Consider the following 26,507-nt stretch of genomic DNA (forward strand, 5'->3'; position numbering starts at 1 on the left):
TGCCGCTGAGCCGGCAGGTTTTCAGCTTCGGCTATACCATTTCTATCAACGGCAACAGGCTCTTTATTGTGGGATTAATAATGAAAGGGTTTACGGCGGAAAATATCGCGCTGCGTCTGGAGGATGGCAAACCGCGTCGGGAGAGGACGCCTCGTTTATTACCAGGCAATAAGTGGACGCTCAGTCAGCACGCGGGGATAGTACGCTTGAGGCGCTGGCAAGGCACGGGTGGGCTGCCCCGCCAGATGACCATACTGCACAGGCTTAGTCCTGGTGACTGGCGGCCTGATACTGCACGAGCGGATGCCATATCTCCGTTACCGCGCCTTCTTTACCCGTAATGGGATCGCAGGAAGGCAAAGGCACCTGGGCGATTTTCGTCAGTGACAGGGCGACATCGGCCGGATCGTCACGCTTTGTATCCGGCTGCATATCGCCCGGATAGGCCCCTACCGCAAAAAAATCTTCGCTGGCGGCGAGCTGTTGATGCCCCACGCCCGCCGGGATCAGCATCGCGTCCCCGGCGTGAACGGTCACCGCCCGCCCGGTTTCGCCACCAAAAAGAATTTGCGCCCAGCCTGCACCCACGCCCAACAGTTCATGGGTGTCAGGGTGATAGTGCGTGTAGGGAAAGACCGGATAGCGCCAGCGCGGCGTCCACTGATGGCGGGCAAACAGCGTCTCAAAATAGTGGCCGATGTCCTCCACCTCATCCGGTACAACCTGCGGATAAATGATCAGCGGCAGCACGTTATTTGGCACGCCAACCGAAGGCTGGAAGGTCATATATTGCGGGCTGGTGGAAGCGCCAGCGGCGAACGTACCGGCGGCGAAAGACATCATGCTGAGTAAACTACCGGTATACGTGGACATACGACGACTCCTGGGCTCAGCTGCAGGGCAGCTTTTGTAGCTTAATTGTGGCAGTTATTAACTAACTTGCAACTAAACTAGCGGACCTCAGATCACATAACTCTTTTATTTACCGTGACTTAACTCAAATAGCCTCGCGACCCAGGCAAGACAGGCTGTATCGGCCCACCTCGGGTATAAAATATAACGATGCGGCAATCCGGGTAAAGTGAGTGACGGGGAGGCAGAGCGCATTACGCCACCAAAAAGGTAACTGTTATAGCCTTAATCCTCCTAACTGTGTCTGTATTAACTTTACCCGCTGTGGTTTACTGAAAATCATAACGAGAGAGGTTACCGTGAACGACATTAAACAAATTCTGCTGCGTGAAATTGACACCCTGAATCGTGAAGAAAAACGCGATAACCGCCCGCGCTTCAGCCTGACCTTTCTGAAAAACCATCCGGGCCTTTGGGTCTCGATGTACCTCTGTTATGTGCTGACCGTGGCGCTGATTTTCACCACCGAGTTTCTCGGCTGGCCCGCCTTCTGGGGCGCCACGCTGTTTGTTCTGCTGATGAGCGTGCTGATGCTGATGGATGTGAATCCCCGCTACCGCTTTGAGGATATCGACACGCTGGATCTGCGCGTCTGCTATTACGGCGAGTGGTATTACGTGCGTACGCTTTCTGATGCGGCCGTAAAAGAGATCCTCGCCAGCCCGACGGTGCCCGATAAGGTGAAGAAGGGGGTTGAAAAGCTCCTGTCGCTGAAGGGGGAAGTCGATTTTTATGACGTTTACCGCCTGACCTGGGGTCAGCAGCGCGCCTCTACCGTCTGACGCCGTCCGGGGCCCGCACGGCGGGCCCTTAGCGCATCGTTCCGATCAGTTTCCCTAAAGTAGCCACGGCCCTCTCCTTCTCGTCATCCCATTCCCATGCCGTATTAAAGCGGAAGTAATTAGCGTACTGCTCGCCGGAGGAGAACATTTTTCCCGGCGCGATGCTGATGCCATGCTGAAGCGCACGGTAGTAGAGATCGGTGGCGTTAACCTGTCCCGGCAGCTCCACCCAGAGAAAATAGCCGCCGTGCGACTCGTTGATTCTGGCCCCTTCCGGCAGGTGTCGTCTCAGCGAGAGCCGCGCCTGATTTTTCCTGAGCTCCAGCGCCTGCCGCAGCCGCCGCAAATGCGTATCATAGCTTCGCGTGCGGAGGTAGTTGGCGATAGCAAGCTGCATCGGGGCGCTGGTCGCCAGCGTGCTCATCAGCTGTAAGCGCTGAATGCGCTGCGCGTGCTTGCCCGCGGCGACCCAGCCGACGCGAAATCCGGCCACCAGATTTTTGGAGAACGAGGAGCAGTGCAGCACGCTTCCCTGTCGCTCAAAGGCTTTCGCCGGCAGCGGTTTGTCGCCGCCGAAATAGAGCTCGCTGTAAACATCATCTTCAATCAGCGCGACCTGATGCTGCTCCAGCAGCGCCACCAATTGCTGCTTCTTTTCACGACTGAGCGTGCAGCCAACCGGGTTTTGCTGGTTGGTCATCATCCAGCAGGCTTTTACCGGCCAGCGCGCCAGCGCCCTCTCCAGCTCATCAAGATCCATGCCGTGCTGCGGATCGGTGGCGATGGCGACGGCTTTCAGCTTCAGCCGTTCAATCACCTGAAGCGCGCCGTAGAAGCAGGGGTTTTCGATGATGACCCAGTCACCCGGCTCCGTTACCGCCTGCATGCTGAGGTTCAGGGCCTCCATCGCGCCATTGGTGATGACGATTTCATCCGGGGAAACCTGCACGCCCTGCAACGCGTAGCGCTGTGCCAGGGTTTTACGCAGCATTTCGTTGCCGGGAGGGAGATTGTTCAGGGCATCGGAGGGCGTCAGCGAGTGCGATACCGCGCTGAGCGAGCGCATCAGCTGGCGCTGGGGGAAAAGGCCAGGATCGGGGAAAGCGGAACCAAAGGGGACGATGTCAGGATCGCGGCAGGCCTGTAAGACGTCAAAGATAAAGGCGTTAATATCCACCGACTCAGCCAGCTGGACCTTCTGATGGCTGGCGGGCTGGCTGAGGAATTCCGCGCGCGGCGCGACAAAATAGCCCGACTGCGGGCGCGACTGGATCCAGCCCTGGCTTTCCAGAACCTGATAAGCGTGCATCACCGTCATCAGGCTCATGCCGCTGAGCGCCACCTGCTCGCGCAGCGAAGGCAGTTTCTCGCCCGGAAGCCAGATTTCATCGGCGATCTGCTGGGAAATACGATCGATAAGCTGCTGATATTTTGCCAAAACTGTTACAGGCCGGTTTACAGAATTTGGACACTATTATAGGTCGGCGATCGGCAATATAACAGCCCGGCCCGTATGCTATGCGGCTTATCTGTCGCGGCCGGAGGCGCTATTTCTGCTCAGAGGCTTCCGGCAAGCGAGGCGGCCTCAGCTTTTCTTTTTTTCAGCCCCGGCAGCACGTCAACCTCTCTGCCGTCCACATAGTGCGTCAGGTCGGGCACCTTGTCGGCAGGCACCGGCTTGCCTAACAGATAACCCTGCAAGGAATTACAGCCCAGTTCGGTCAGAAAGGCCTGCTGCTCATGGGTTTCCACCCCTTCCGCCACCACTTTCAGGTTGAGCGTCTTCGCCAGCGCCACAATGGCGGTGACGATGGTGGCATCCTCGCTCTGCGCCTGGAGTTCGTTCACAAAGGCCCGGTCGATTTTCAGCTCGCTCGCGGGCAGCCGTTTCAGATAGAGCAGGCTGGAGTAGCCGGTACCGAAATCATCTATGGAGGCTTTCACGCCCAGATCGGTCAGCTGGGTCAGGATGCGGATGCTTTCATCCGGATCGCGCATGGCGGTCGTTTCCGTCACTTCCAGCGTCAGCAGCTCGGGAGGAATGTGGTGCGTCTCCAGCGCGCTGGTCACCGCCTCGATCAGGCCCGCCTGCTCAAACTGCAGCGCCGAGAGATTAACGGCTACCGACCAGTGCGGATTGCCCTGCAGATGCCAGACGCGCAGCTGGCGGCACGCTTCCCCGATCACCCAGTTACCGATGGTGACGATCAGTCCGGTCTTCTCCGCCAGCGGCAAAAAGACGTCGGGCGTCAGCAGGCCACGCTGCGGATGCTGCCAGCGGATCAGCGCTTCAAACCCCATGATCGGCCCCTGCGGCGCGCAGAACTTCGGCTGATAGAAGACGCGAAGCTCTTTATTGTCCCGCGCCAGCCAGAGATCGTTGACCAGCTGAAGCTGATTCTGGGCGATGGAATTCATCGACGGCTGGAAGAAGTTGTAGCCGTTACGGCCGTTGTTTTTGGTGTGATACATCGCGGCGTCGGCATTAAACATCAGCTCGCGCTCATCCTTACCATCGCCCGGATAAACGGCGATACCGATGCTCAGCGACACCGTCAGTTCGTAGCGGGAGATCAAAAAGGGCGCATCAATCGCTTTCACCAGCATATCAGCCACCGTGGCCGCATCATTGGGATCGTCGATTTCGACCAGCAGCACAAACTCATCTCCCCCCAGCCGGGCGAGAGTATGGTGACCTTTCAGCTGTGACTTCATGCGTTCGGTGACAGCGACCAGCAGGTTATCGCCAATATGGTGACCAAAGGCGTCATTAACCCCTTTAAAACCGTCAAGATCCATGAACATCAGTGCAAATGAGCTGCCTTCCCGCTGGGCTTTATTGACCGACTGATCGAGACGATCTTCCAGCAGGATACGGTTAGGCAGGCGGGTCAGATTATCATGCAGCGCCAGCTGAGCCAGCTCACGGTTCGCCTCCGCTAGCGAGGAAGCCAGCACCGAAGTGCGGGCCTGAAGGCGGGCATCCAGGGTAGAGACGACAAGCGTGATGCCCAGAATGGAGAGCGTCACCACGACCACCAGCACCGCCAGCCAGTTACTGTTTACGCCCATTTCAGTGGCGTGGCTCATGGCCGGAAAACTGGCCGCCGCCATGCCGGTGTAGTGCATGCCCGCGATGGCTGCCCCCATCAGGATGGCCGCGCCGGCGCGAAGCAGGGCAAGTCTGCCTCCGCCCTGACGCAGCTTGAACGCCAGCCACAGCGCGGCCGTCGACGCCACCAGCGCAATGACCACAGAGAGCGCAATCCAGTTCCAGTTCCAGGTAATGCCCGGCGCAAACATCAGCGCGGCCATGCCGATATAGTGCATCGCGACCACGCCGCTGCCGAGCGCCAGCGCGCCGACGATCAGACGGGAAAGCGGCAGCTCCCCGTAACAGACGATCCACAGCGCAAAAACGGACGAGACGACAGAGACGGCCATAGAAAGCATGGTGAGCGCAGGATCGTAGCTCATCATCATATCCAGGTTCATTGCCAGCATGCCGATAAAATGCATTGACCAGATGCCAATCCCCATGGCGAAACCGCCGCCCGCCAGCCAGACGTGAGCCACTTTACCGGCTGATGTTGCCACTCGTCCTGCCATATCCAGCGCGGTATAGGAGGCCAGTATGGCGACAAAAATGGAGACGATGACCAGCAGCTGGTCGTAAGAGCTAGTTAGCATAGGCAAATCTCTGGGTCTGTAGCCAGTCTTCTGGCACCCTGTAGTTAAACAATATTGCTGAAAAAAACGCCTTTCTGACCCACTGGGTATCGGCTAAATAACAGGCAACTTTACGCTGCGTGAAATAAAGTCTCACCGCGCAGAAACACGGCCAGAACAACGCCATGTTATATCCCTGTAATTCATGGCGTTAATTACAGATCTATCAGGCCGCGAAAAACATAACATCGCCCATTTCACTTGCACAGATTTAAATGTGATAGCGCGCAAATTTTCACTTCCCGCGTCCTCCATAGCCTGCGGCCCGATAGACGCTTTTTTTGTGACCCGCAGGCAATATTTTTTCGCTTCGCTTCACAGCGTTTAACCTCCTGTTCTATAGTAAAGAAAAATAAAAGAATAGTGCCCGGTAAAAAGTACGAAATCCCGGCCATTCCATTCTGTTTAATGCGGCCAATCCATTATTTTTTTCATAACGTTCAGCCAGAATGACGTTAATTTCACACCAGGCGAAAAAGCACATTCATCGGTCTGATCCTTAAGGAATGATTATGAAAATGAAGCTTTTTCTGCTGGGCTGCGGCTGGGGCCTCGGCGTAGCCTCTTGCGGCTTTGCCGCGACCACAACGGGCACCATCAATGCCCAGCTGGTGCTGACTACCGGCTGTCTTGTTAACGGGCAATCGGCCACCACCGGCGTTGACTTCGGTACTCTGGACTTTGGTAGCAGCGCGGCCACCTTTGATACCCTGAACGCCACCCTGGTCGGTTCGCTGGGGAACGGCATCTTCGTGCGCTGCACAACAGGACAGACTTATAACGTCCAGCTCACCAGCAGCAATGCGGCTCCGGCCAACGTTTTTGGCGCCGTCACCGCACAGCCCCGCTACCTTGTTCTGGGTAGCGATGCCACCCAGGGGATCGCCTATACCCTTTATGGCACCACCTCTTACACCACCCCAATCGCTGATAACACCGACCTTGCTAACACCGGCACGACCGATCCTGTTAACGGCGAAAACTATCCGATTTATGGCCGTATCACCGGGGGCGGATTTGACGCCACTATCCCGGCCGGCACCTACACGGATACGATCAGCGTTGCCGTGAACTACTGAGTCTGACCGACAGGGAGCGCCAGCGTGGCGAAGCCGGGGAGAAGAGAAGCGGGCCTGATGCGTCCGCTCTGTCTTATATTGCTTTTTATCAGTGGTGGAAGCAGTGGTGCGCTGCCGACGAAACCTTTTCAGGTAACGGCCTCGATTGTTAACGGCTGCGTCATTTCAGGTACCAATACCAGCGTGTTTGGCGCGCTGGATTTTGGCAGTTACCCAGGCGTCGGAGACCGGTCGGTCACCGCAGGCTTTGTGCAAAACGCCACCCTTAACCTGGCCTGCACGCCGGGAACAACCTTATCGATGAGTATTGATGGAGGCAGTAACTACACCACCACCCGCAACCTCCGGGTGGCGAACAACAGTAATCTTGTGGGCTATACGCTCTACAGTAGCGCGACTTACAGCGCCACCAGCGCGATACCGGTTAATCAGAACGTGGCGCTGAGCTACAGCAATGCAAACAACATCACCCTGCCCCTCTACGGCCTGCTACAGCTGAGCGGCGTTAACCGGGCGGGGACTTACAGCGATACCTTGAGGGTTACGCTGAGCTGGTAAATACAGGGACATAAAAGGATGAAGAATGAAGACGCTATGCACTTTTGCGCTGCTGTTCTGTCTGGCAGGTAGCTCGCTGATAACACCAGCCCGGGCGGGTAATTCGGTACTGATCTGGCCTATCGATCCCAAAATCCTCAGCGGCGATAAAGCGTCCGAACTCTGGCTGGAAAACCGGGGCGACGCCACCACGCTGATGCAGGTCAGGATTTTCACGTGGCAACAGGTTGAGGGTAAAGAGCAGTATCAGACGCAGCAAACCGTGGTGGCCAGCCCGCCGCTGGTGAGGATTGAACCCGGGCAGAAACAGCTGGTGCGCCTGATCGGTCAGAGCCCGCCCCCGGCGGGAAAAGAGGTCGCCTACCGCGTGCTGCTGGATGAAATCCCCACGCCGCAGTCCTCGGGTCCGAATCAGGCTGGTCTTAATTTTCAGATGCGCTATTCGGTGCCGCTGTTCACCTACGGCCAGGGGCTTTCTCCCGATGCCGCCAGCCCGGCGCTCAGCTGGAAACAGGTGAACCAGAATGGCCGTCCGGCGCTGCAAATCACCAATACCGGCAACGGACACGCCCGCCTGAGCAGGGCCCGGCTGGGTGGACGGGTGCTGTCAGACAGCCTTTTTGGCTATGTACTGGCGGGCTCGGTGAACACTTTCCCTCTGAATTTTACTGCTTCCGGCGGTGCAGAACTGAGCGCCGACCTCGGGAATAAAACCTGGCGCAGCGGTGCATCGCGCTAGCCAATGAGCAGGCGAAGATTTGTGTCTTTCGGACGCTGCTCCCTGGCCGTTACCGGCATTCTGAGCGGCCTGTTTCCTGGTACAGGCCGCGCGGAAGTCTATTCCTCACTGCCTCCACCTCCGACGCAGAACACCTCTCCCGCCGGTCAGCAGCAATATATGCTGGGGCTGGTGGTCAACGATCGGGACAGCGGCCAGGTGATCCCCGTTGAGTTTCGCGATAATCACTACTTCCTGCGGGCGGGCGATTTACAGCGGGCGGGGATCCCCAGCGCACGCATCACGTCGTCTATTGTTGATGTCTCCAGCATGCCTGAGGTCAGCGCGGAGTATGACCAGGCCCGCCAGCGGATACTGCTGAGGGTGCCGCCCGCCTGGCTGCCCCGCCAGACAATCAGCGGTGAAGAGAGTGCCGGCCCGCGCTATCCGGGACGAACCACGCCCGGCGCGCTGCTTAATTACGATCTCTATACCAGCCATACCTCGCAAAGCGGGACGCGCTTATCAGCCTGGAATGAGCTTCGCCTGTTCGGCGCGATGGGGCAGTTTTCCAGCAATGGCGTCTGGCAGGAGCAGCTCTCCGGCACGCCTGGCGGACTGAATGAGGGCTATCTCCGCTACGATACCTGGTTCAGTAATCAAAACGAGGCGCGATCGCTGAGCTGGCGCGTTGGCGATCTCACCACCGATTCGCTGGCATGGAGCAACAGCGTGCGGCTTGGCGGCATCAAGATCGCCAGAGACTTTTCGGTAAGGCCGGACCTGGTGACCTATCCACTGCCCTCTTTTTCTGGCCAGGCGGCGGTGCCCTCTACCGTCGATCTGTTTGTTAACGGTTATAAAAGCAGCAGTAATGACGTGCAGCCGGGACCCTGGTCGCTGACCAATATGCCTTTTGTGAACGGCGCGGGAAACGCCGTGGTGGTGACGACCGATGCCGTGGGCCGCCGCGTAACCACCACGCTGCCGTTCTACGTCTCCAGCAATCTGTTAAAGCCCGGCCTTGCCGATTTCTCCTTCTCCGCCGGTGCGCTACGTGAGAATTACGGCGTGGAAAATTTTGACTACGGCGCGGCGGCGGTCAGCGGCTCTTACCGCTACGGGCTCAACGACTGGCTGACGCTTGAGACTCACGCGGAGGGGGCGGAGTCGCTGGCGGCCGGCGGTGCCGGCGGGCAGGTGAGGATTGGCTCGCTGGGCGTGGTGAATGCGGCACTGACCCAAAGCCAGTTGGACGGCGGGCACGGCAATCAGTACAGCTGGGGTTATCAGTACAATAATAGCCGCTTCAGCATCGGCACCCAGCACATCATTCGTTCGGCCGGCTTCAGCAATCTTGCGCTCTATGGCGATCGTAACAGCGGCGTCGGCGGCACCGAGTATACCCTGAGCCGCCGCAGCGCCCAGTACAGCGCCAGTCTGTCGCTGAATCAGTATGGCAGCCTGGGCGCGGCGTACATTGATATCGTCAGCGGCAGTGGCGATCGTACCCAGCTGCTGAACCTCTCCTGGAGTAAAAACCTCTGGGGCAACAGCAGCCTCTACGTCTCGGCCAGCCGCGACCAGCAGCAGGGCGCCTGGTCCGGCGCCGTTTCGCTGGTTATTCCCTTAAGCGACCTGATTAACGCCAGCGTCAGCATGGAGCGTGACGTTGAGGGCGGCACCGCACAGCGTATCAGCGCCGCCCGCGCTATGCCTTCCGAGGGCGGCGTCGCCTGGGACGCCTCCTGGGCTAACCAGGGCAGCGGCAGCGATTATCGTCAGGGCAGCCTCAGCTGGCGAAATGCGAAAATAGAGACCTCTGCGGGCTTCTATGGCGACCGGGATTACAGCACCGAATGGGCCGATGTCTCCGGCTCGGTCGTGCTGATGGACGGCAGCTTTTTTGCCGCCAACCAGGTTATGGACGCCTTTGTGCTGGTGAAAACGGACTATCCGGCCATCAGCGTGCGCTACGAAAATCAGCTGATGGGTAAAACCGACAGCGCTGGCTATCTGCTGGTGCCGGGGATCGGCTCATACTATCCGGCCAAATATGATATCGATACGCTGGATCTGCCGGCGGATATGACCACTTCCCGGGTGGAACAGCGCTTCTCGGTGAAAAGACAGAGCGGTTACCTGCTGCATTTTCCCATCGAGCCGCTGCGGGCCGCCAGCGTGATCCTGCATGACCAGAACGGCGAACCGCTGCCCGTTTCCACCCGGATTATCCGCGCCGACCAGACCATTGAATATGTGGGCTGGGACGGCCTCGCCTGGATGGAAAATCTGTCCGCCGAAAACCCGTTCGAGGCCGAAACGCCGGATGGCCGCCGCTGTGAAGCGGTGCTGAATGTCCCCGGCGGACGTCCTCTCTCCCTTGAGACCTACGGTCCGCTGACCTGCGATCTCTCTACTGATGCTTCAGGAACCCCGCCATGAAAAAGCGCCTGCTCTGGCTGTCACCGCTGCTGCTGGGCTGGGCGCTGCCCGGCTGGGCGGCCTGTACTATCCCCTCTTCCAGCGCCGCGTTCGGCACCGTCAGCTCGTTTAGCGTTAACACCGCCGCCAGTACGACCTCGACCAACGCCAACGTAAACTGTGGCAACGGCAGTATCCTGTCACTGCTCTCTTCCGACAATGTGAGGCTACAGCTGGCCAGCGCTACCTCGACCCGCAGCACGAGAGGTACGCTGAAGACGGTAAGCACCGCAACAGACAGTATTCCTGTTCAGCTTTGCCGTGAAGCCGCCTGTACCACTGAATTAACCGTGGGCGGTCCGGCAACGACCTATACGTCTGCCCAGTTACTGAACCTGGTTGGCCTGCTCGGCGGGCTGAACTTTACCTTTCCGCTCTATCTGCGCACCGTTCCCGGCGAGGTTGTGGCGGCGGGCAGCTACACGGTGGTGCTGAATGTGCTGGTGACCTATAACGTCTGTACCGGCATCGGACTGCTCGGCGCCTGCCTGCTGGGAAATCAGCAAAGAGGCTCAGGCACTCTGCCCATTACCGTCAATATGACGATAACCAATGACTGCACCACTATCACCGCGCCCGATATCAGCTTTGGCAGCGCCCCGCTGGCCGGCAGCTTTAACAGCGTCTCGCAATCCATCAACGTGATTTGTACCAAGGGAAGCACCTACACCGTCGGCCTGAGCAACGGCAATAATGCGCAGGGCGCGCAACGCTATATGGTTAGCGGAAATAACCGGCTGGCCTACGATATTTTCAAGAATGCCACGACCACGCGCTGGGGACCGGCGGGGTCAGCGCGGGTTGCCAGCACGGCGGCGAATATTGTCAGCAGCGACGGACTAACGCGAACCTATAACTATACCGCCCGGATCCTGGCGACCCAGAGTACGCCACCCGCCGGCAACTACAGCGATAGCGTGGTGGTCGATTTATCCTTCTGATCGGCTTAACGAACGGCAGGTAGGACTGAATAAGCGGGGGAAAAAAGGCAGATCGTGACGGCGCGGGGCAGAGCGTGGAGCGCGCGCTGCGCTTTTTGCGGCTCGCCGGTTGCCGGACCCGCTTCCCTTCAAAGGGGCTGAGCCGATCGGACGATCGGCTCATAAGGCGTTACTTAGCAGCGGCTTCCATTCCCATCAGGCCGATCTTCAGGTAGCCCGCCTGGCGCAGTTTATCCATCACGCTCATCAGCGTTTCATAATCCACGGATTTGTCCGCCTGGAAGAAAATAGTGGTCTCTTTATTTCCTTCCGTCTGGCCGTTCAGGGCATTAACCAGCGTCTCTTCGGTGACCGCATTATTGCCGATAAAAAGCTGCTTATCCGCTTTGATCGAGAGATAAACCGGCTTTTCCGGACGCGGCTGCGGCGCGCTGGTGGAGGCAGGAAGGTTGACGCGTACGTCAACGGTAGCCAGTGGCGCGGCGACCATAAAGATGATCAGCAGCACCAGCATGACGTCAATAAACGGCGTGACGTTAATTTCATGCATTTCGCCGTTGCTATCCAGATCTTCGTTAAATCGCATTGCCATCGCCGTCAGCCCACCCGCAGTTTCTGAGCCGGCTGCGTCCGGTGTGAACTGCTGCTGGCGGCCAGATCCAGATCGCGGCTTTGCAGCAGCAGGACCTGCGCCGCTACGTCGCCAAGCGACGCCTTATAGCTGGCGATCGTACGGGCGAAGACGTTATAGATCACCACGGCCGGAATGGCGGCGATCAGGCCGATGGCGGTCGCCAGCAGCGCTTCCGCGATGCCCGGTGCCACCACCGCCAGATTGGTGGTCTGGGTCTGGGCGATGCCGATAAAGCTGTTCATGATGCCCCAGACGGTGCCGAACAGGCCGACAAACGGCGAGATGGCACCGATGGTGGCGAGGAAACCGTTGCCCCGTCCGGCATGTCGGCTGAAGAAGGCCACCCGGCGCTCCAGACGGAAACCGGTGCGCTCTTTAATGCCGTCGTTATCGTCGGAACCTTCGGAAAGCTCCAGCTCGTTTTCAGCTTCATTCAGCAACTGCGCGCTCAGGCTGTTTGCCTTGAATGAGGCACAGGTGTCGGCCGCTTCTTTCATGGAGCGGGCGCCCGCCAGCGCCTGCTGCTCGTGCTTGAGACGACGTCTTGCCGAACCGAGTTCGAGGCTTTTGCTGAAGAAAATGGCCCAGGTCACGACCGATGCCAGCAAGAGGCCGATCATTACCACCTTAACCACGATGTCCGCATGCTGGTACATGCCCCAGACGGAGAGATCCGTCTGCATCAAATTATTCGTCACGCTGTCTCTCCAACGGAAGTCAACTGAATAGAAAAAAACCAGTGCGGATCATACCAAATCGTTGGTGAATTGATAGTGGTTATCATTACTATTTACCCGCCACGGGCCATTTAATGACCGTTTTATTGTTTTGCCTCAGGAGAGCGGCATTTTCCCGGCATCTTTCCCAGGCCGTGAAACCGCAGAATTTCCCCCCGCGCTCCGCCGTGGTAACGTGGCTGAAACACGCCACTTGCAGACAGAGCAGAAGATGACCAGTAAAAAACTCGAAACGGTGCTGATCGCCGCCGGCCGCGACAAGCGCTACACGCAGGGTTCCGTCAACAGCGTGATTCAGCGCGCCTCATCGCTGGTTTTCGACAGCGTGGCCGATAAAAAACGCGCCACTGCCGGCCGCGCCGACGGTGAGCTGTTTTATGGCCGTCGCGGCACCCTGACCCACTTTTCATTACAGGAAGCGATGACCGAACTGGAAGGCGGCGCGGGCTGCGCGCTTTATCCCTGCGGCGCCGCCGCCGTGGCCAACGCCATTCTCGCTTTTGTCTCCGCCGGTGATAATGTGCTGATGGCGGGATCGGTTTACGAGCCGACCCAGGATTTCTGTACCAAAATCCTCAGCCGGATGAACGTTTCCACCACCTGGTTCGATCACAGTATCGGCGCGGATATCGCCGATCTTGTGCAGCCCAATACCCGCGTCGTTTTTCTGGAATCCCCCGCCTCCATCACGATGGAAGTACAGGATATTCCGGCTATTGTGGCCGCAGTACGGCGCAAAGCGCCCGACGCCGTAATTATGCTGGATAATACCTGGTCTGCCGGGGTGCTGTTCCGGGCGCTGGATTTCGGTATTGATATCTCCATTCAGGCAGGCACTAAATACCTGATTGGCCACTCTGACGCGATGATCGGCACCGCCGTCGCCAGTGAACGCTGCTGGGCGCAGCTGCGTGAAAACTCCTACCTGATGGGACAAATGGTGGATGCGGACACCGCCTATATGGCCAGCCGGGGACTGCGTACGCTCGCCGTCCGCCTGCGCCAGCATGAAGAAAGCGGCCTGCGCGTGGCAAACTGGCTGGCGGAACGCCCGGAGGTCGGGGTCGTCAATCATCCGGCGCTGCCCCAGTGCCGCGGACATGAATTCTGGCAGCGTGACTTCTCCGGCAGCAGCGGCCTCTTCTCCTTCGTGCTGAAAGCGCGCCTGAGCGATCGGCAGCTGGCGGACTTTTTAGATCACTTCGAACATTTCAGCATGGCCTACTCCTGGGGCGGCTACGAGTCACTGATCCTGGCGAACCAGCCGGAAGAGCTGGCGGCCATTCGCCCCGCCAGCGCCATTACGTTCAGCGGTACGCTGATACGGGTGCATATCGGCCTGGAGAATGTTGAGGATCTGATTGACGACCTGGCGGCGGGTTTTGCACGGCTGTCGCCTGAGCGGGCTGAAGAAAAGTAAATAAACGCGCAATGGCGCCCCACGAAAGCCCTGGATCAGGGTACTGAGCGCCGATTGCGGTTACAATCGACAGATTAATGCTGTCAACGGGATATGAAATGGGTGTATTGCACGAGATTGTTCAGGCGCTCTGGCATCAGGATTTTGCCGCCCTGGCCAGGCCGGATGTCATTTGGATAGTCTACGGAATTATGTTTCTCACCCTGCTGCTGGAGAATGGCCTGCTGCCCGCCTCCTTTCTGCCCGGCGACAGCCTGCTGCTGCTGGCGGGAGCGATGATTGCCAAAGGCGTGATGGCATTTGTGCCGACCATTCTGCTCCTCACGGCGGCGGCCAGCCTGGGCTGCTGGCTGAGCTACCTGCAGGGGCGCTGGCTCGGCAATACCCGGCTGGTGAAAAGCTGGCTGATGCACTTGCCCGCCCAGTATCATCAGCGAGCCTGGAGCCTGTTTCACCGCCATGGCCTGATGGCCCTGCTGGTTGGCCGCTTTCTGGCCTTTGTCCGCACTATCCTTCCTACCATGGCCGGGATTTCTGGCCTGAAGAACAGCCGTTTTCAGCTGTTCAACTGGCTCAGCGGCGCGCTGTGGGTCACTATCCTGGTCTCTTTCGGTTACGCCATCAGCCAGGTGCCTTTTATCAAACGTCATGAGGATCAGGTGATGACCATACTGATGATCCTGCCGCTGGTTTTGCTGGTTGCGGGCCTGGTTGGCAGCCTGACGCTGATGGTTAAGCGCCGGAAATCTTCTTCCTGAGGCCCTCTTTCCGGCCTTATAGCGCGGCCTGGCGCATCCGCGTGATTTCTTCGCCGGGCGTGACGCCAAAATAGCGTTTAAATTCCCGGGAAAACTGCGAAGCGCTCTCATAGCCGACCCGCATTGCCGCCGCGCTGGCCTTTAGCCCCTCCTGTAGCATCATCATTCGCGCCTGGTGCAGACGATAGCTTTTCAGATACTGCAATGGCGAGGTGCTGGTGACCGCCTTGAAATTGTGGTGAAACGCCGAGACGCTCATATTCACCTCAGCGGCAAGCTGGTCGACGCTCAGCGTGTCGGTATAGTGATTCTCTATCCGCCTGATCGCACGGGCAATCTGGCTGAACTGGGTCTGACGGCTGATCAGCGCCAGCAGCGCACCGCCGCAGGGACCGAGCAGGACGTAATAGAGGATCTCCCGCACAATCTGCGGCCCCAGCACGCGGGCATCACGCGGATTACGCATCACATCCAGCAGCCGCTCCGCCGCGCAGAGCATCTCTTCCGTCAGCGATGAAGTATGGATGCCGCGCGTCTGCGGCTCAGGATGAAAGCTGTCGTCCGTGCCGATATCAATCAGCAAATCCTGAAGCCTGGCGGGATCGACGTTCAGCAGAATGCCCACCAGCGGCTCCTCCGGCGTGGCAAAGGTTTCACACTCAAACGGCAGCGTGACCGTCAGCATCAGGTACTTGGTCGCATCATAGTGGAAGACCGTATTACCGAGATAACCCGTTTTCTGCCCCTGAAACAGGATAACAATTCCCGACGAATACATGACCGGGGTCCGCCCACTCGGCCTGTCGGCGTAGAGCAGCTTGATGCCCGGCACCGTCGCCAGCGAAGAGGAGGTTTTCAGCGCGATAACCTGCTGCGCCAGCCGGGTACAAAGCGAAGGATGATCCATCGTCGTTTTCCATTATCAGATCGTTTTCCACCCCATCATGGCGAATTCACGCCAGATACTCCAGCCATCTGGAGGATCAGGCAATAACGCGGCAGAAACAGGCATTAAGGCTGCCGGTTTCCCATGCTGTCAGGGCTGACGGCGCCTGACTGAAGATTTCTCAAACGGCGCGATTTTCTCAACTAGACTTAACCTCACTAACCGACGCAGAACTTTCGGTTCATTCGCTGCACAGGAGATAACATGGCAGACCAACCTTTAATTAAGCTCCACGATGGCAATATGATGCCGCAACTTGGCCTTGGCGTCTGGCAGGCCAGCATTGATGAAGCGCGTACCGCGGCCGTTAAGGCGCTGAGCGTGGGCTATCGCTCCATCGATACCGCCGCGATTTATAAGAATGAAGAAGGCATTGGCCAGGCGTTACAGGAAACGGACATCCCCCGTGAGCATATTTTTGTCACCACCAAACTGTGGAACGATGACCAGTTGAACGCCGAACAGGCGATGGAAACCAGCCTGAAAAAACTTCAGCTGGAGAGCGTGGACCTCTATCTGATGCACTGGCCCTGCCCGGCAAAAGATAACTACGTCGAGGCGTGGAAAGGGATGATTGAGCTGCAAAAACAGGGGCTGACCAAAAGCATCGGCGTCTGTAACTTCCAGGAAAACCATCTGAAGCGCCTGCTGGATGAGACCGGCGTCAGCCCGGTTATTAATCAGGTGGAACTGCACCCAATGCTGCAACAGCGTACGCTGCACGCCTGGAACGCGATGCACCAGATCCAGACGGAGTCCTGGAGCCCGCTGGCTCAGGGCGGTAAAGGCGTATTCGATCAGGAGATCATCCGCAATCTGGCGAAAAAATATGGCAAAACGCCGGCGCAGATCGTCATCCGCTGGCATCTGGATAGCGGTCTGGTGGTGATCCCGAAATCGGTCACGCCGTCGCGCATTGAGGAAAACTTCAAGGTATTTGATTTCCGGCTGGAAAAACCAGAAATCAGCGAGATTGCCTCGCTGGATAAAGGGAACCGCCTGGGGCCAAATCCCGATGAGCTGAACTAAGTCCCTTCGTAAGCTGGGTGGCATCTGCCACCCATACTGCTGTGGCACCGCCCTGCCCGCTGACAAACGTCAGGTTACGGCCCACAGCGGCCCGGCCAGCCTCCACTTTCTGACGGTACCAGGCATCATATTCCGCCGCTTCCTGCTCTTTTCTTATGAACTCTCTTATGAAGTCCCGCAGCCGCTGGGCTCCGATCCGGGCCTGCTGCTTCAGGGCGCGGGATTGACCTGAAGCTGCCCTGCGGTGCCGCGATCGGCCATTTCCAGCGTCTGGCTGTAGTAGACGAACGGGAAGTGCTGCGAGGAGGCCTGTGGGAAAGAGACAAACAGTTCAACGGTGCCATCCACCCAGACGGTATCCTTCCAGCCGCGATCTTCCGCCATCGGCTGGGCGCCATTGACGTTTTTAATCAGAAACTTCACGCCCTGAATGTGGAACGCCTGTGGCAGATCGGCACGAATAATCCAGCGCTCAAAGGTGCCCTCCTGAGTGGTGACATCAATACGCTGCATATCCCAGAGCGCGCCGTTAATGCCCGGCAGATCCCCCAGCGAGAATTCCCGCGTGCGGCTGACGCTGCCTTCAATAACCTGATCCGCCAGCAGGCGCATCGGCAGATTATCGGTGACCAGCGGCAGCAGGCCGGTTGGGCGCAGCGTCAGGATCAGGGTGGAGGTAAGAATGCTGGAAGGTTCAAACAGACCGCGCAGGCGATCGACGATGCCTGCCGCTGAGCCGGCGGTAATAGAAACTTCATCCCCTTCGCTCATATCCACCAGCACTTCCCGGCGTTCGCCCGGCGCCAGCGAGAGCTGCTGCACGGCCACCGGCGCAGGCAGAAAACCCTGATCGCTGGCGATGACGTTAAACGGGCGTCCGTCGCTCAGCTGGAGCTGGTAGCGGCGGGCGTTAGAAGCATTGAGCAGGCGCAGACGCACCCAGCCGCGTGAAACCTCCAGGTAGGGGTTCTGCACGCCATTGACCAGCAGCGTATCCCCCACAAATCCACCGTTTGACGGCGGGGCATATTCAGGCATGCCGAAGTTATCCAGCCTTTTATCCTGAATAATCAGCGGAAAGTCATCCACGCCGTAGTGGTTGGGGATCGGCAGCGATTTGCTGACTTCATCCTCCACCAGCCAGAGGCCAGCCAGGCCGTTATAGAGATGCGGGGCCATACGGTTTGGCGTGTTGGCGTGATACCAGCAGGTGGCCGCCGCCTGACGCACCGGCAGAACGGGCGCCCAGTCAACGCCCGGGGACATCATTCTCGGCGCGCCGCCTGAGAGGGCACCGGGAACCTGTAAACCGCTGATGGTCATCGCCACCGGCTCATTCAGGCGGTTGGTGTAGATCAGTTTGACGTCATCTCCGCTCCATACGCGTACCGTCGGACCGAGGTAAAGGCCGTTAATGCCCCAGACCTGGGCCTTGCTGCCGCTCTCAAAAGACCAGTGGCTGCGCTGTAGCGTCAGGAAAATGGGCTGTCCCCGCCGCGATTCAATCAGGGGGGGAACCGGCAGGGCATTACTCACGCCGGCAGCATGCGTATTAACCGGCAGCGCACCGGCGCAAAGCGCTGCGCCCGAGGCCTGAAGAAACTGACGTCGACTGAAGGACATAAAAAACTCCGTAACCCAAAAAAAACAGACTGCTGGCAACGCAAAGCCCGGGGGACAGGGACAGAAGAGTAAAGCGGGTCACGCCATGGACGGCGTGCCCGGACCGTCAGGAACAACGCCTGATGCCTTTACGATCTGACCCTGTTGCCTGTGCAGGCGCTTTGCCAACAACCTCAGCAGCCAGGGGCTGCAATCCCTTTTTTATAATTCTGCTTATTGCTGTGCTACTTAACGGACTACTGTGCTGTTTATTTATACGCGTCCGCTGGCTTCACGCTCTGCCACTTCGGCATTCAGTTCGTCCAGTTTTGCCGTCATCAGTTCGCGACAGTGGGTCGCCAGCTTACGGACCGACTGGTCGGCAAAGGCCGCCGTATCAATGGGCGGCAGCATTTCGACAATCGCCAGCCCGTTGTGCAGGCGGTTTAGTTTGATTTTATCGTGGGTGTTCGACACGACGATGGGAATAATCGGCACGCCAGCCGCCATCGCCGCATGGAATGCGCCCGTTTTAAAGGGTAGCAGCCCGCGTCCCCGGCTGCGTGTCCCTTCCGGGAACATCCAGAAGGAGATCCTTTTTTTCTTAAACTGTTCCACCAGCTGGCCGATGGTGTCATGCGCCCGGGCGCGGTTATCGCGATCGATAAGCAGGTTGCCGGTCAGCCAGTAGAGCAGGCCGAAAAAAGGCACCCACAGCAGCGTTTTTTTGCCCACCGTGACCGTGGACGGCTGAACGATTTTCGCCGCCGTGATCATATCGTAATTATTCTGGTGATTAGCAATATAGATGGCATTCGGATAATTATCCGCGCCTTCCGGCCGGCGCAGTTCGACTTTGAGGCCAAACACGCCCGACAGACGCCCGAAAAGGTGGCCGAAGGTGGCGACATGGCGGGGGTTTCGTGGACTGAAAAGGCAGTAAATACAGCCAAATACACAGACCAGTATCGAATAAATTATCACTATGATGATACGTAAAATTGAGAGCATCACTTCCTCGTTATGGCTTCCATGGCCTGGTCCTGTTATTCCTCAAGCGCTGACTGCGCGGCGGACCAGCCGTAAAGTTTAGTCGGTATTAACAACGCGCGCCCGGCTGTAGGTTAGCCGCCCTCACTGGCCGCTAACCCGTGGCGCATCAGGCTTCGCTGTCGGTCACACCTTCGCTGGCTTCAGGCCTTGCCGGCCCATCCGTCTCCACGCGATCGATGCGCTGAAGGCCCCGTGGTAGCAGCGTGCCGCGACGGCCACGCTCGGCACGGAATTTTTGCAGATCGTCCGGTTTCAGCGTCAGCTTGCGCTTGCCCACATAGAGCGTAAGGGAGGTGTCCGGGCCCAGCAGCAGCAGCCACGCCAGCTTATCTTCTCCCGACGCCGCCTGCGCGGAAGGGATGGAGATAATTTTATTGCCTTTCCCCTTCGACAGCTGCGGCAGATCGCCGACCGGGAACAGCAGCATTCTGCCTGCGGTGGTGATCGCCAGCAGCATATCGTCGTCGTGACGAATCGCGACGGGCGTCATCACTTTAGCATTCTGCGGCAGGCTCAGCAGCGCCTTACCGGCACGATTGCGGGAGATAAGATCGTTAAAGGTGCAGACAAACCCGTAGCCGGCATCCGACGCCATCAGCAGCTTCTGATCTTCCGGCTCCATCAGCACCTGTTCAACAATGGCGCCCGGCGGCGGCGTCAGTTTACCGGTCAGCGGTTCACCCTGTCCGCGCGCGGAAGGCAGCGTGACCGGATCGAGCGCGTAGCTGCGTCCGGTGGAGTCAATAAAGACCACCGGCTGATTGCTCTTGCCTCTTGCGGCAGCGCGGTAGCTGTCCCCCGCTTTATAGTTCAGGCCGCCCGGATCGATGTCATGCCCTTTGGCGCTGCGCACCCAGCCCATCTGTGACAGCACGATCGTAACCGGCTCTGAAGGCACCAGCTCGCTTTCGCTGATGGCTTTCGCCTCTTCACGCTCGCGTAGCGGCGAACGCCGATCGTCGCCATAGGTGTCGCTGTCGGCCTGAAGCTCTTTCTTCAGCAGGGTGTTCATCTTACGCTCGGAGGCCAGGATACCCTGCAGGCGGTCGCGCTCCTGCGTCAGTTCATCCTGCTCGCCGCGAATTTTCATCTCTTCCAGTTTGGCGAGATGGCGTAATTTCAGCTCCAGGATCGCTTCCGCCTGGGTTTCACTGATGGCGAAGCGTGACATCAGCACCGGCTTCGGCTCATCTTCGCTGCGGATAATATGGATGACATCGTCGATATTCAGGAATGCCACCAGCAAACCTTCAAGGATGTGCAGACGCTTAAGCACCTTCTCCAGGCGGTAGTTCAGGCGGCGGCGCACGGTTTCACGCCGGTAGACCAGCCATTCGCTGATGATCTCAAGCAGATTTTTGACCGCCGGACGGTTATCCAGCCCGATCATATTCATGTTGATGCGGTAGCTTTTTTCCAGGTCGGTGGTGGCAAACAGATGGTTCATCACCTGTTCCATATCCACACGATTAGAGCGCGGCACAATCACCAGGCGGGTCGGATTTTCATGGTTCGACTCGTCGCGCAGATCTTCCACCATCGGCAGCTTTTTATTCCGCATCTGGGCGGCGATCTGCTCCAGCACGCGGGCGCCGGAAACCTGATGCGGCAGCGCGGTGATCACCACGTCGCCATCCTCTTTTTTCCAGACGGCGCGCATTCGCACCGAACCGCGTCCGGTCTGGTAGATCTTACGGATATCGTTGCGCGGCGTAATGATCTCCGCTTCGGTCGGATAATCCGGCCCCTGCACCAGCTCAAGGAGATCTTCAATGGTCGCTTTCGGCGAGTCGATCAGCTTGATTGCTGCCTGAGCCACTTCACGCAGGTTATGCGGCGGAATATCCGTTGCCATGCCGACGGCGATACCGGTCGTGCCGTTCAGCAGGATATTCGGCAGCCGTGCAGGCAGCATTTTCGGCTCCTGCAAAGTGCCATCGAAGTTGGGAATGTAGTCGACCGTGCCCTGCCCCAGCTCGCCCAGCAGCAGCTCAGCATATTTGGAGAGGCGGGACTCGGTATAACGCATGGCGGCGAAGGATTTAGGATCGTCCGGCGCCCCCCAGTTTCCCTGACCGTCAACCAGCGGATAACGATAGGAGAACGGCTGCGCCATCAGCACCATCGCTTCGTAACAGGCGCTGTCGCCATGGGGATGGTATTTACCCAGCACGTCACCCACGGTACGGGCGGACTTTTTGAACTTGGCGCTGTTGCTCAGCCCCAGTTCCGACATCGCGTAGACAATACGCCGCTGTACCGGTTTCAGGCCGTCGCCAATATAGGGAAGCGCCCTGTCCATGATGACGTACATGGAGTAGTTGAGGTACGCATTTTCCGTAAATTTATGCAGGGCGAGACGCTCTGCACCATCCTGCGTCAGGTCACTCATCGATCGTTTTTCCTCACATCGCGGCGCAATTGGCACGCCGCATCGGGGTCGTTTGGCGAGGATAGTACCTTATCCACACCGGGTCTGTCACAGGTATCCGTGGGGTGGCCCGCATTCGGACCCGGCAAAGAATATCCTCCTGTTAGCGGGTGCTTCCCAGCCACTGCGCGGCGATCTGCTGATACTCGCCGGTGGCGTTGCTGAGGTGCAGCCACTGGTCCACGTAGAGCTTCCAGCTGATGTCATCGCGCGGCAGCATGTAGGCCTTTTCGCCATACTGCATCGGCTTGTCGGGATTCACCGCGCAAAGGTCGGGAAAGCGTTTCTGCTGGAACAGCGCTTCCGAGGCATCGGTGATCATCACGTCGGCTTTTTTATCCACCAGCTGCTGGAAGATGGTAACGTTATCGTGAAACAGCGTGAGGGAAGCGTCGGCCAGGTGGCTGTGAACAAAGGCTTCGTTGGTGCCGCCAGCCGGTTCAATCAGCCGGACGTCCGGGCGGTTTAGCTGGGCGATCGTCCGGTATTTATCCTTATCGGCACAGCGCACCAGTGGGATCTTGCCGTCGATCCCCAGCGGCGTGGCAAACCAGGCGGTCTGCTGCCGCTTCAGCGTCACCGAGACGCCGCCCAGCGCGATATCACACTGCTTGCCAAGGAAGTCCTGCGTCAGCATTTTCCACGTTGTCGGCACCCATTTCACCTTCGCGTTCAGGCTTTTTGCCAGCGACTGGGCCATCGCCACGTCAATGCCTTCATAGCTCCCGTCGGCCCGGAGAAAAGTGTAGGGCTTATAGTCGCCGGTGGTGCAAACCGCCAGGGTTTTGCTTTGCATAACGCGGTCAAGATGCGACTGGGCGCTTGCGCTGCCCGCCAGCAGCAGTAGCAGCGCGGTGATACCTGTTTTTATCATTCTGTCCGTCTCTTCTGTCTGTGAAATAAAGCGAGTATTGCGCCGCCATTATTGCGTAAAGCGCAAAAGTGTTGTGATCAAATGCCCATTTTTTTACGCCGTCGTCGCGCGTAAACTTCCCGCCATGTCATGCACTGGAGAGACAAAAAACATGAGCAAAATTTTAATCCTTGATGCCGGTAAAGCCTTCGCCCATTCGAAAGGCGAACTGAATCATACCCTGGCTAACGTGGCGGCATCTTTCCTGCGCGATGCGGGCCACGATGTTGACGTCACGCTTATCGATGAAGGCTATGTCGTCAGCGATGAAGTTCAGAAATTTGCCCAGGCCGATACGGTTATCTATCAGATGCCGGGCTGGTGGATGGGCGAGCCCTGGATTCTGAAAAAATATATTGATGAGGTCTTCACGGAAGGCCACGGCACGCTGTATGCCAGCGATGGCCGCACCCGCTCAGATGCGGCGAAAAAATATGGCTCGGGCGGCCTGCTACAGGGTAAAACCTATATGCTGTCGCTGACCTGGAACGCGCCGCTGGAAGCCTTTACCGATCCCGAACAGTTTTTTGAAGGCGTGGGCGTGGATGGTCTTTACCTCCATTTCCATAAGGCGAATCAGTTCCTGGGCATGACCGGCCTGCCTACTTTTATCTGCAACGATGTCATTAAGCAGCCGGACATTGAGAATGATATTAACCGCTATCGGACTCATCTGAGCCAGATCTTTGCTTAACTTAGCGGGTGACCTCCACATTTTAAGGAATGCCCATGCTTACCGTGCTTGCTGAGATTTGCGTCAGACCTGGCCGCCGCACGGCGGTGATGCAGGCGATTCAGTTGCTGACGCCCACCGTATTGCAGGAAGAAGGCTGCGGCAGCTACCAGGCGCTGGTCGATCATCAGGCCCAGGTGCCCTGGAAACAGAACTCCCCCGACTCCATTTTTATGGTTGAGCACTGGGAGTCGCTGCGTCATCTTGAACGGCATCAGCAGGCCGCGCATATGGAGCGGCATCGCGCCGCAATTAAGGATGATGTGCTGGAAGTGAAGATTTTTATTCTGGAACCGCCAAAAGAGCACTAGCTCTGTCTCAAGGGCGGCAAACATGCCGTCCTTTTTCCGTCTCTGTTTGCTGCCTGGTCCAGTCCAGTCCAGTCCAATCCAGTCCAGTCCAGTCCAACGATATAACATTTTTTTTGTGAGTGAGATCAACTCATTCCAGTATGCCTGGCGACCTGACAAATACTAGTATGGTAATAATAGTTCCCACCGTTACTTTATAGGGAAATTTTATGCAATTTACCATGCGCTGGTTTGGACCAGACGAAGACAAAATTCCACTGGAGCACATGAAACAGGTGCCCGGCGTGGAAGGGGTTGTTGGTGGGCTTTATGACGTGCCGGTTGGTGAAACCTGGCCGGAAAACAAAATTAAACATCTGGTCGGTCAGGCTCATAATGCCGGCCTGAAGATGGAAGTGATTGAAAGCGTCAATATCCATGACGACATCAAAATTGGTTCCCCCAGCCGCGACGGCTATATCGCTAACTATCAGCAGACCATTCGCAACCTGGCGAAACACGGTATCAAGGTTATCTGTTATAACTTTATGCCGGTTTTTGACTGGATGAAAACCGACATGAACTACGTTCTGCCGGACGGCTCGCTCACCATGGCCTTTGAAAAAAAAGGGGTCGATAAGCCGCTGGAAGACGTCGTGAAAGAGGTGCTGGATAACGCCAACGGCTTTGCGCTGCCGGGATGGGAGCCTGAACGCCTGGCGAAAGTTCAGGAGCTTTTCGGCCGTTATAAAGAGGTTGATGAAGAAAAGCTGCGTGAAAATTTAAAATACTTCTTACAGCATATTATTCCGGTGTGCGAAGAAGTCGGCATTAAAATGGCTATCCATCCCGACGATCCGCCTTATTCCATCTTTGGCCTGCCGCGTATTGTAAAAAACCGCGAGGATCTGGACTGGATTTGCAATGCGGTCGACTCCGAAGCCAACGGCATTACGCTCTGCACTGGCTCAATCGCTGAAGATCCTGCCAATAACGTCTGCGATATCCTGGCGGAATTTACCCGCCGCAAGCGCATCCCTTTTGCGCACGTGCGTAACATCAAATTAATTCAGGATAAGGATTTCTACGAATGCGCGCATCCCTCTCAGTACGGCTCGCTGGACATGTATCAGGTGATGAAAGCCCTTTACGATAACGGCTTTGACGGCTATATCCGTCCCGATCACGGTCGCTTTATCTGGGGAGAAACAGGTCGTCCCGGCTATGGACTTTATGACCGCGCGCTGGGCGTCACTTATCTGCTGGGTCTTTGGGAAGCACTACAAAATAAATAATGTATTCTGACAAACATGGACATCCATGTTTGTCATTTTTTAACAGGATAAACAGGGAAGATCATGCCTACTTTTTTAGCACTCTTTTGGGTTATCGTTGGAATAGGAATTCTCGTCATACTTAACCTGAAGTTCAAATTCCATAATATATTTTCTTTACTTATTGCGGGAATATTTATCGCAATAATGGAAGGGATCCCCATTAACAAAATTGTCTCACTTGTTCAGCAGGGGCTGGGCAGTATTATGGGGCACCTGGCGTTAATCATTATCTTCGGCGCTATTATCGGTAAGTTTATGACCGAGTCAGGCGCCAGCCAGCAGATTGCTGACACCGTCATCCGCAAATGCGGCACCCGCTTTCTTTCCGTGGGCTTAATGTTCATCGGCGTGATCTTCGGCATCGCCATGTTTTATGAAGTTGCGTTTCTTATCGCTATGCCACTTGTGATGAATATCGCGAAAAAAGCGGATATCCCCTATATGAAACTGGTCATCCCAACCGTGGTGGGCGCCACGATGGGCCACAGCCTGTTTCCACCTCAGCCGGGGCCGGTGGCGCTAATCAGCGCTTTTGATGCCGATATCGTTCAGGTCTATATGTACGGTGCGCTAGTTTTAATCCCTTCGCTGTTCTGTGCAGGGATCCTGTTGCCCAGATTGCTGCCAGGCATTGCGGCCATTCCGCTGAATTCGATGATCAACCCTGTCGCTGAAAAACCGGCGCATGAATTACCCTCTTTCTTTACCAGCATTATGATCCCGCTAATCCCCGCCATCCTGATGATCGCCTCTTCCATTATTAAACCGGTGATGGGAATGGACTCTCAGGCAGCAAAAGTCTGTGAGTTTCTGGGCAGTGCAGAAATCAGCATGTTACTGGCGACCATGGCGGCAATCTGGCTGCTGGGCCTTCGCCGTGGTATGACGCCCGATAACATTACCCACTGCGTCAGTGATTCTATTTCGAAAATTGCCAACGTGCTGTTTGTCATCAGTGCGGGTGGGATTATTAAACAGGTGATTATCGACTCGGGCGTGGGCGATCATATTGTCGGTGCCATGAGTCACGTGAGCATGTCGCCGTTTATCGTAGCGTGGATTATCACCGCCGTCATTCGTATTCTTACCGGTCAGGGTGCCGTCGCCGCCATCACCTCAGCGGGAATTGTTGCGCCAATGATCGGCGCCTTTAATCTTAATCCGGCACTAATGGCGCTGGCTGTTGCCTGCGGCAGTAATACCATTACGCTAATGTACGACGGCGGTTTCCTGTTATTTAAAGAAACCTTCGGCATTTCTATGAAAGATACGTTTAAAACCTGGGGTTTGCTGGAACTGATTAACTCGGTTGTCGGCTTACTTAGCGTGATAGGGCTGAGCTATCTTATCTAGCGCTTCCAGAATAAGACGTAAAAAAAAATCAGCGGGCCAGTAGCCGGCCAGCTGATTTTTTTCAATGC

General features: G+C 57.1%; 23 protein-coding genes. 13 read left to right on the plus strand and 10 right to left on the minus strand.

Features of this window, described 5'->3' with window-relative positions; all coding sequences use genetic code 11:
* Window positions 1-264 precede the first annotated feature (264 nt).
* On the minus strand, window positions 265-873 hold the full coding sequence (locus AAH446_RS13335) for a hypothetical protein (protein WP_342907177.1): 609 nt from the start codon (window positions 871-873) through the stop codon (window positions 265-267).
* Between the two features lie 338 nt (window positions 874-1,211).
* Between AAH446_RS13335 and AAH446_RS13340 the strand changes: the two genes are divergently transcribed.
* On the plus strand, window positions 1,212-1,694 hold the full coding sequence (locus tag AAH446_RS13340; RefSeq protein ID WP_342907178.1) for a YlaC family protein: 483 nt from the start codon (window positions 1,212-1,214) through the stop codon (window positions 1,692-1,694).
* A 28-nt stretch (window positions 1,695-1,722) separates the two neighbouring features.
* On the opposite strand, the gene AAH446_RS13345 is transcribed toward AAH446_RS13340, so the two are convergent.
* The gene (locus tag AAH446_RS13345) at window positions 1,723-3,132 is read right to left on the minus strand and encodes an aminotransferase-like domain-containing protein (RefSeq protein ID WP_342907179.1); all 1,410 of its coding nucleotides are present in this window, start codon (window positions 3,130-3,132) and stop codon (window positions 1,723-1,725) included.
* A gap of 119 nt (window positions 3,133-3,251) precedes the next feature.
* Window positions 3,252-5,384, minus strand: coding sequence for a putative bifunctional diguanylate cyclase/phosphodiesterase (locus AAH446_RS13350; RefSeq protein ID WP_342907180.1), 2,133 nt, complete (start codon window positions 5,382-5,384; stop codon window positions 3,252-3,254).
* A gap of 551 nt (window positions 5,385-5,935) precedes the next feature.
* Here AAH446_RS13350 and AAH446_RS13355 point away from each other — a divergent pair.
* The 5 genes from AAH446_RS13355 to AAH446_RS13375 are packed head-to-tail and all read left to right on the plus strand — an operon-like array spanning window position 5,936 to window position 11,203.
* Window positions 5,936-6,502, plus strand: coding sequence for a Csu type fimbrial protein (locus tag AAH446_RS13355; protein ID WP_342907181.1), 567 nt, complete (start codon window positions 5,936-5,938; stop codon window positions 6,500-6,502).
* 57 nt (window positions 6,503-6,559) lie between these two features.
* A complete protein-coding gene (locus AAH446_RS13360; RefSeq protein ID WP_342907394.1) occupies window positions 6,560-7,060 on the plus strand; it encodes a Csu type fimbrial protein in 501 nt (166 codons plus the stop codon).
* A 25-nt stretch (window positions 7,061-7,085) separates the two neighbouring features.
* On the plus strand, window positions 7,086-7,799 hold the full coding sequence (locus AAH446_RS13365; protein ID WP_342907182.1) for a fimbrial biogenesis chaperone: 714 nt from the start codon (window positions 7,086-7,088) through the stop codon (window positions 7,797-7,799).
* A gap of 3 nt (window positions 7,800-7,802) precedes the next feature.
* A complete protein-coding gene (locus tag AAH446_RS13370; RefSeq protein ID WP_342907183.1) occupies window positions 7,803-10,223 on the plus strand; it encodes a fimbria/pilus outer membrane usher protein in 2,421 nt (806 codons plus the stop codon).
* The gene (locus tag AAH446_RS13375) at window positions 10,220-11,203 is read left to right on the plus strand and encodes a Csu type fimbrial protein (RefSeq protein WP_342907184.1); all 984 of its coding nucleotides are present in this window, start codon (window positions 10,220-10,222) and stop codon (window positions 11,201-11,203) included. The genes AAH446_RS13370 and AAH446_RS13375 overlap by 4 nt, the downstream gene beginning before the upstream one ends.
* 169 nt (window positions 11,204-11,372) lie before the next feature.
* Here the strand turns inward: AAH446_RS13375 and exbD are convergent, their stop codons facing one another.
* A complete protein-coding gene (exbD, locus tag AAH446_RS13380; protein WP_342907185.1) occupies window positions 11,373-11,795 on the minus strand; it encodes a TonB system transport protein ExbD in 423 nt (140 codons plus the stop codon).
* Between the two features lie 5 nt (window positions 11,796-11,800).
* Window positions 11,801-12,535, minus strand: coding sequence for a tol-pal system-associated acyl-CoA thioesterase (gene exbB / locus AAH446_RS13385; RefSeq protein WP_342907186.1), 735 nt, complete (start codon window positions 12,533-12,535; stop codon window positions 11,801-11,803).
* A 250-nt stretch (window positions 12,536-12,785) separates the two neighbouring features.
* Here exbB and metC point away from each other — a divergent pair, with 250 nt between their 5' ends.
* On the plus strand, window positions 12,786-13,994 hold the full coding sequence (metC, locus tag AAH446_RS13390) for a cystathionine beta-lyase (protein WP_342907187.1): 1,209 nt from the start codon (window positions 12,786-12,788) through the stop codon (window positions 13,992-13,994).
* 98 nt (window positions 13,995-14,092) lie between these two features.
* Window positions 14,093-14,752 (plus strand): DedA family protein, encoded by a 660-nt coding sequence (locus tag AAH446_RS13395; RefSeq protein ID WP_342907188.1) that lies wholly within the window; start codon window positions 14,093-14,095, stop codon window positions 14,750-14,752.
* Window positions 14,753-14,768: 16 nt separating this feature from the next.
* Here AAH446_RS13395 and AAH446_RS13400 read toward each other — a convergent pair whose 3' ends face one another.
* A complete protein-coding gene (locus tag AAH446_RS13400; protein WP_342907189.1) occupies window positions 14,769-15,659 on the minus strand; it encodes an AraC family transcriptional regulator in 891 nt (296 codons plus the stop codon).
* A gap of 243 nt (window positions 15,660-15,902) precedes the next feature.
* Between AAH446_RS13400 and dkgA the strand changes: the two genes are divergently transcribed.
* Window positions 15,903-16,727, plus strand: coding sequence for a 2,5-didehydrogluconate reductase DkgA (gene dkgA, locus AAH446_RS13405; protein WP_342907190.1), 825 nt, complete (start codon window positions 15,903-15,905; stop codon window positions 16,725-16,727).
* A 210-nt stretch (window positions 16,728-16,937) separates the two neighbouring features.
* Here dkgA and ftsP read toward each other — a convergent pair whose 3' ends face one another.
* The 4 genes from ftsP to AAH446_RS13425 form a co-directional block, all read right to left on the minus strand.
* The gene (gene ftsP / locus AAH446_RS13410) at window positions 16,938-18,350 is read right to left on the minus strand and encodes a cell division protein FtsP (protein ID WP_342907191.1); all 1,413 of its coding nucleotides are present in this window, start codon (window positions 18,348-18,350) and stop codon (window positions 16,938-16,940) included.
* A gap of 252 nt (window positions 18,351-18,602) precedes the next feature.
* A complete protein-coding gene (locus AAH446_RS13415) occupies window positions 18,603-19,340 on the minus strand; it encodes a 1-acylglycerol-3-phosphate O-acyltransferase (RefSeq protein WP_342907192.1) in 738 nt (245 codons plus the stop codon).
* A 148-nt stretch (window positions 19,341-19,488) separates the two neighbouring features.
* Entirely contained in the window at window positions 19,489-21,774 is a 2,286-nt protein-coding gene (gene parC / locus AAH446_RS13420) for a DNA topoisomerase IV subunit A (protein WP_342907193.1), read from the minus strand.
* A gap of 142 nt (window positions 21,775-21,916) precedes the next feature.
* On the minus strand, window positions 21,917-22,687 hold the full coding sequence (locus AAH446_RS13425) for a transporter substrate-binding domain-containing protein (protein WP_342907194.1): 771 nt from the start codon (window positions 22,685-22,687) through the stop codon (window positions 21,917-21,919).
* Between the two features lie 151 nt (window positions 22,688-22,838).
* Between AAH446_RS13425 and AAH446_RS13430 the strand changes: the two genes are divergently transcribed.
* From AAH446_RS13430 to AAH446_RS13445, 4 genes are all read left to right on the plus strand, one after another.
* The gene (locus AAH446_RS13430; protein ID WP_342907195.1) at window positions 22,839-23,420 is read left to right on the plus strand and encodes an NAD(P)H-dependent oxidoreductase; all 582 of its coding nucleotides are present in this window, start codon (window positions 22,839-22,841) and stop codon (window positions 23,418-23,420) included.
* Between the two features lie 35 nt (window positions 23,421-23,455).
* The gene (locus AAH446_RS13435) at window positions 23,456-23,770 is read left to right on the plus strand and encodes a putative quinol monooxygenase (RefSeq protein WP_342907196.1); all 315 of its coding nucleotides are present in this window, start codon (window positions 23,456-23,458) and stop codon (window positions 23,768-23,770) included.
* Between the two features lie 209 nt (window positions 23,771-23,979).
* Window positions 23,980-25,044, plus strand: a complete 1,065-nt coding sequence (uxuA, locus tag AAH446_RS13440; RefSeq protein ID WP_342907197.1) for a mannonate dehydratase — start codon at window positions 23,980-23,982, stop codon at window positions 25,042-25,044.
* A 63-nt stretch (window positions 25,045-25,107) separates the two neighbouring features.
* Window positions 25,108-26,439: a gluconate:H+ symporter gene (locus AAH446_RS13445; protein ID WP_342907198.1), complete on the plus strand. Its 1,332-nt coding sequence runs from the start codon at window positions 25,108-25,110 to the stop codon at window positions 26,437-26,439.
* The last annotated feature ends 68 nt before the right edge of the window (window positions 26,440-26,507 follow it).

It is taken from the genome of Erwinia psychrophila, assembly GCF_039023475.1.
Taxonomy (GTDB): Bacteria; Pseudomonadota; Gammaproteobacteria; order Enterobacterales; family Enterobacteriaceae; genus Erwinia.

Coding starts and splice junctions, on each gene's coding strand:
- AAH446_RS13335 (WP_342907177.1), bottom strand. CDS start 873: ATGTCCACGTATACCGGTAGTTTACTCAGCATGATGTCTTTCGCCGCC.
- AAH446_RS13350 (WP_342907180.1), bottom strand. CDS start 5,384: ATGCTAACTAGCTCTTACGACCAGCTGCTGGTCATCGTCTCCATTTTT.
- AAH446_RS13355 (WP_342907181.1), top strand. CDS start 5,936: ATGAAAATGAAGCTTTTTCTGCTGGGCTGCGGCTGGGGCCTCGGCGTA.
- AAH446_RS13360 (WP_342907394.1), top strand. CDS start 6,560: ATGCGTCCGCTCTGTCTTATATTGCTTTTTATCAGTGGTGGAAGCAGT.
- AAH446_RS13365 (WP_342907182.1), top strand. CDS start 7,086: ATGAAGACGCTATGCACTTTTGCGCTGCTGTTCTGTCTGGCAGGTAGC.
- AAH446_RS13370 (WP_342907183.1), top strand. CDS start 7,803: ATGAGCAGGCGAAGATTTGTGTCTTTCGGACGCTGCTCCCTGGCCGTT.
- AAH446_RS13375 (WP_342907184.1), top strand. CDS start 10,220: ATGAAAAAGCGCCTGCTCTGGCTGTCACCGCTGCTGCTGGGCTGGGCG.
- exbD (WP_342907185.1), bottom strand. CDS start 11,795: ATGGCAATGCGATTTAACGAAGATCTGGATAGCAACGGCGAAATGCAT.
- metC (WP_342907187.1), top strand. CDS start 12,786: ATGACCAGTAAAAAACTCGAAACGGTGCTGATCGCCGCCGGCCGCGAC.
- AAH446_RS13395 (WP_342907188.1), top strand. CDS start 14,093: ATGGGTGTATTGCACGAGATTGTTCAGGCGCTCTGGCATCAGGATTTT.
- AAH446_RS13400 (WP_342907189.1), bottom strand. CDS start 15,659: ATGGATCATCCTTCGCTTTGTACCCGGCTGGCGCAGCAGGTTATCGCG.
- dkgA (WP_342907190.1), top strand. CDS start 15,903: ATGGCAGACCAACCTTTAATTAAGCTCCACGATGGCAATATGATGCCG.
- ftsP (WP_342907191.1), bottom strand. CDS start 18,350: ATGTCCTTCAGTCGACGTCAGTTTCTTCAGGCCTCGGGCGCAGCGCTT.
- AAH446_RS13415 (WP_342907192.1), bottom strand. CDS start 19,340: ATGCTCTCAATTTTACGTATCATCATAGTGATAATTTATTCGATACTG.
- parC (WP_342907193.1), bottom strand. CDS start 21,774: ATGAGTGACCTGACGCAGGATGGTGCAGAGCGTCTCGCCCTGCATAAA.
- AAH446_RS13425 (WP_342907194.1), bottom strand. CDS start 22,687: ATGATAAAAACAGGTATCACCGCGCTGCTACTGCTGCTGGCGGGCAGC.
- AAH446_RS13430 (WP_342907195.1), top strand. CDS start 22,839: ATGAGCAAAATTTTAATCCTTGATGCCGGTAAAGCCTTCGCCCATTCG.
- AAH446_RS13435 (WP_342907196.1), top strand. CDS start 23,456: ATGCTTACCGTGCTTGCTGAGATTTGCGTCAGACCTGGCCGCCGCACG.
- uxuA (WP_342907197.1), top strand. CDS start 23,980: ATGCAATTTACCATGCGCTGGTTTGGACCAGACGAAGACAAAATTCCA.
- AAH446_RS13445 (WP_342907198.1), top strand. CDS start 25,108: ATGCCTACTTTTTTAGCACTCTTTTGGGTTATCGTTGGAATAGGAATT.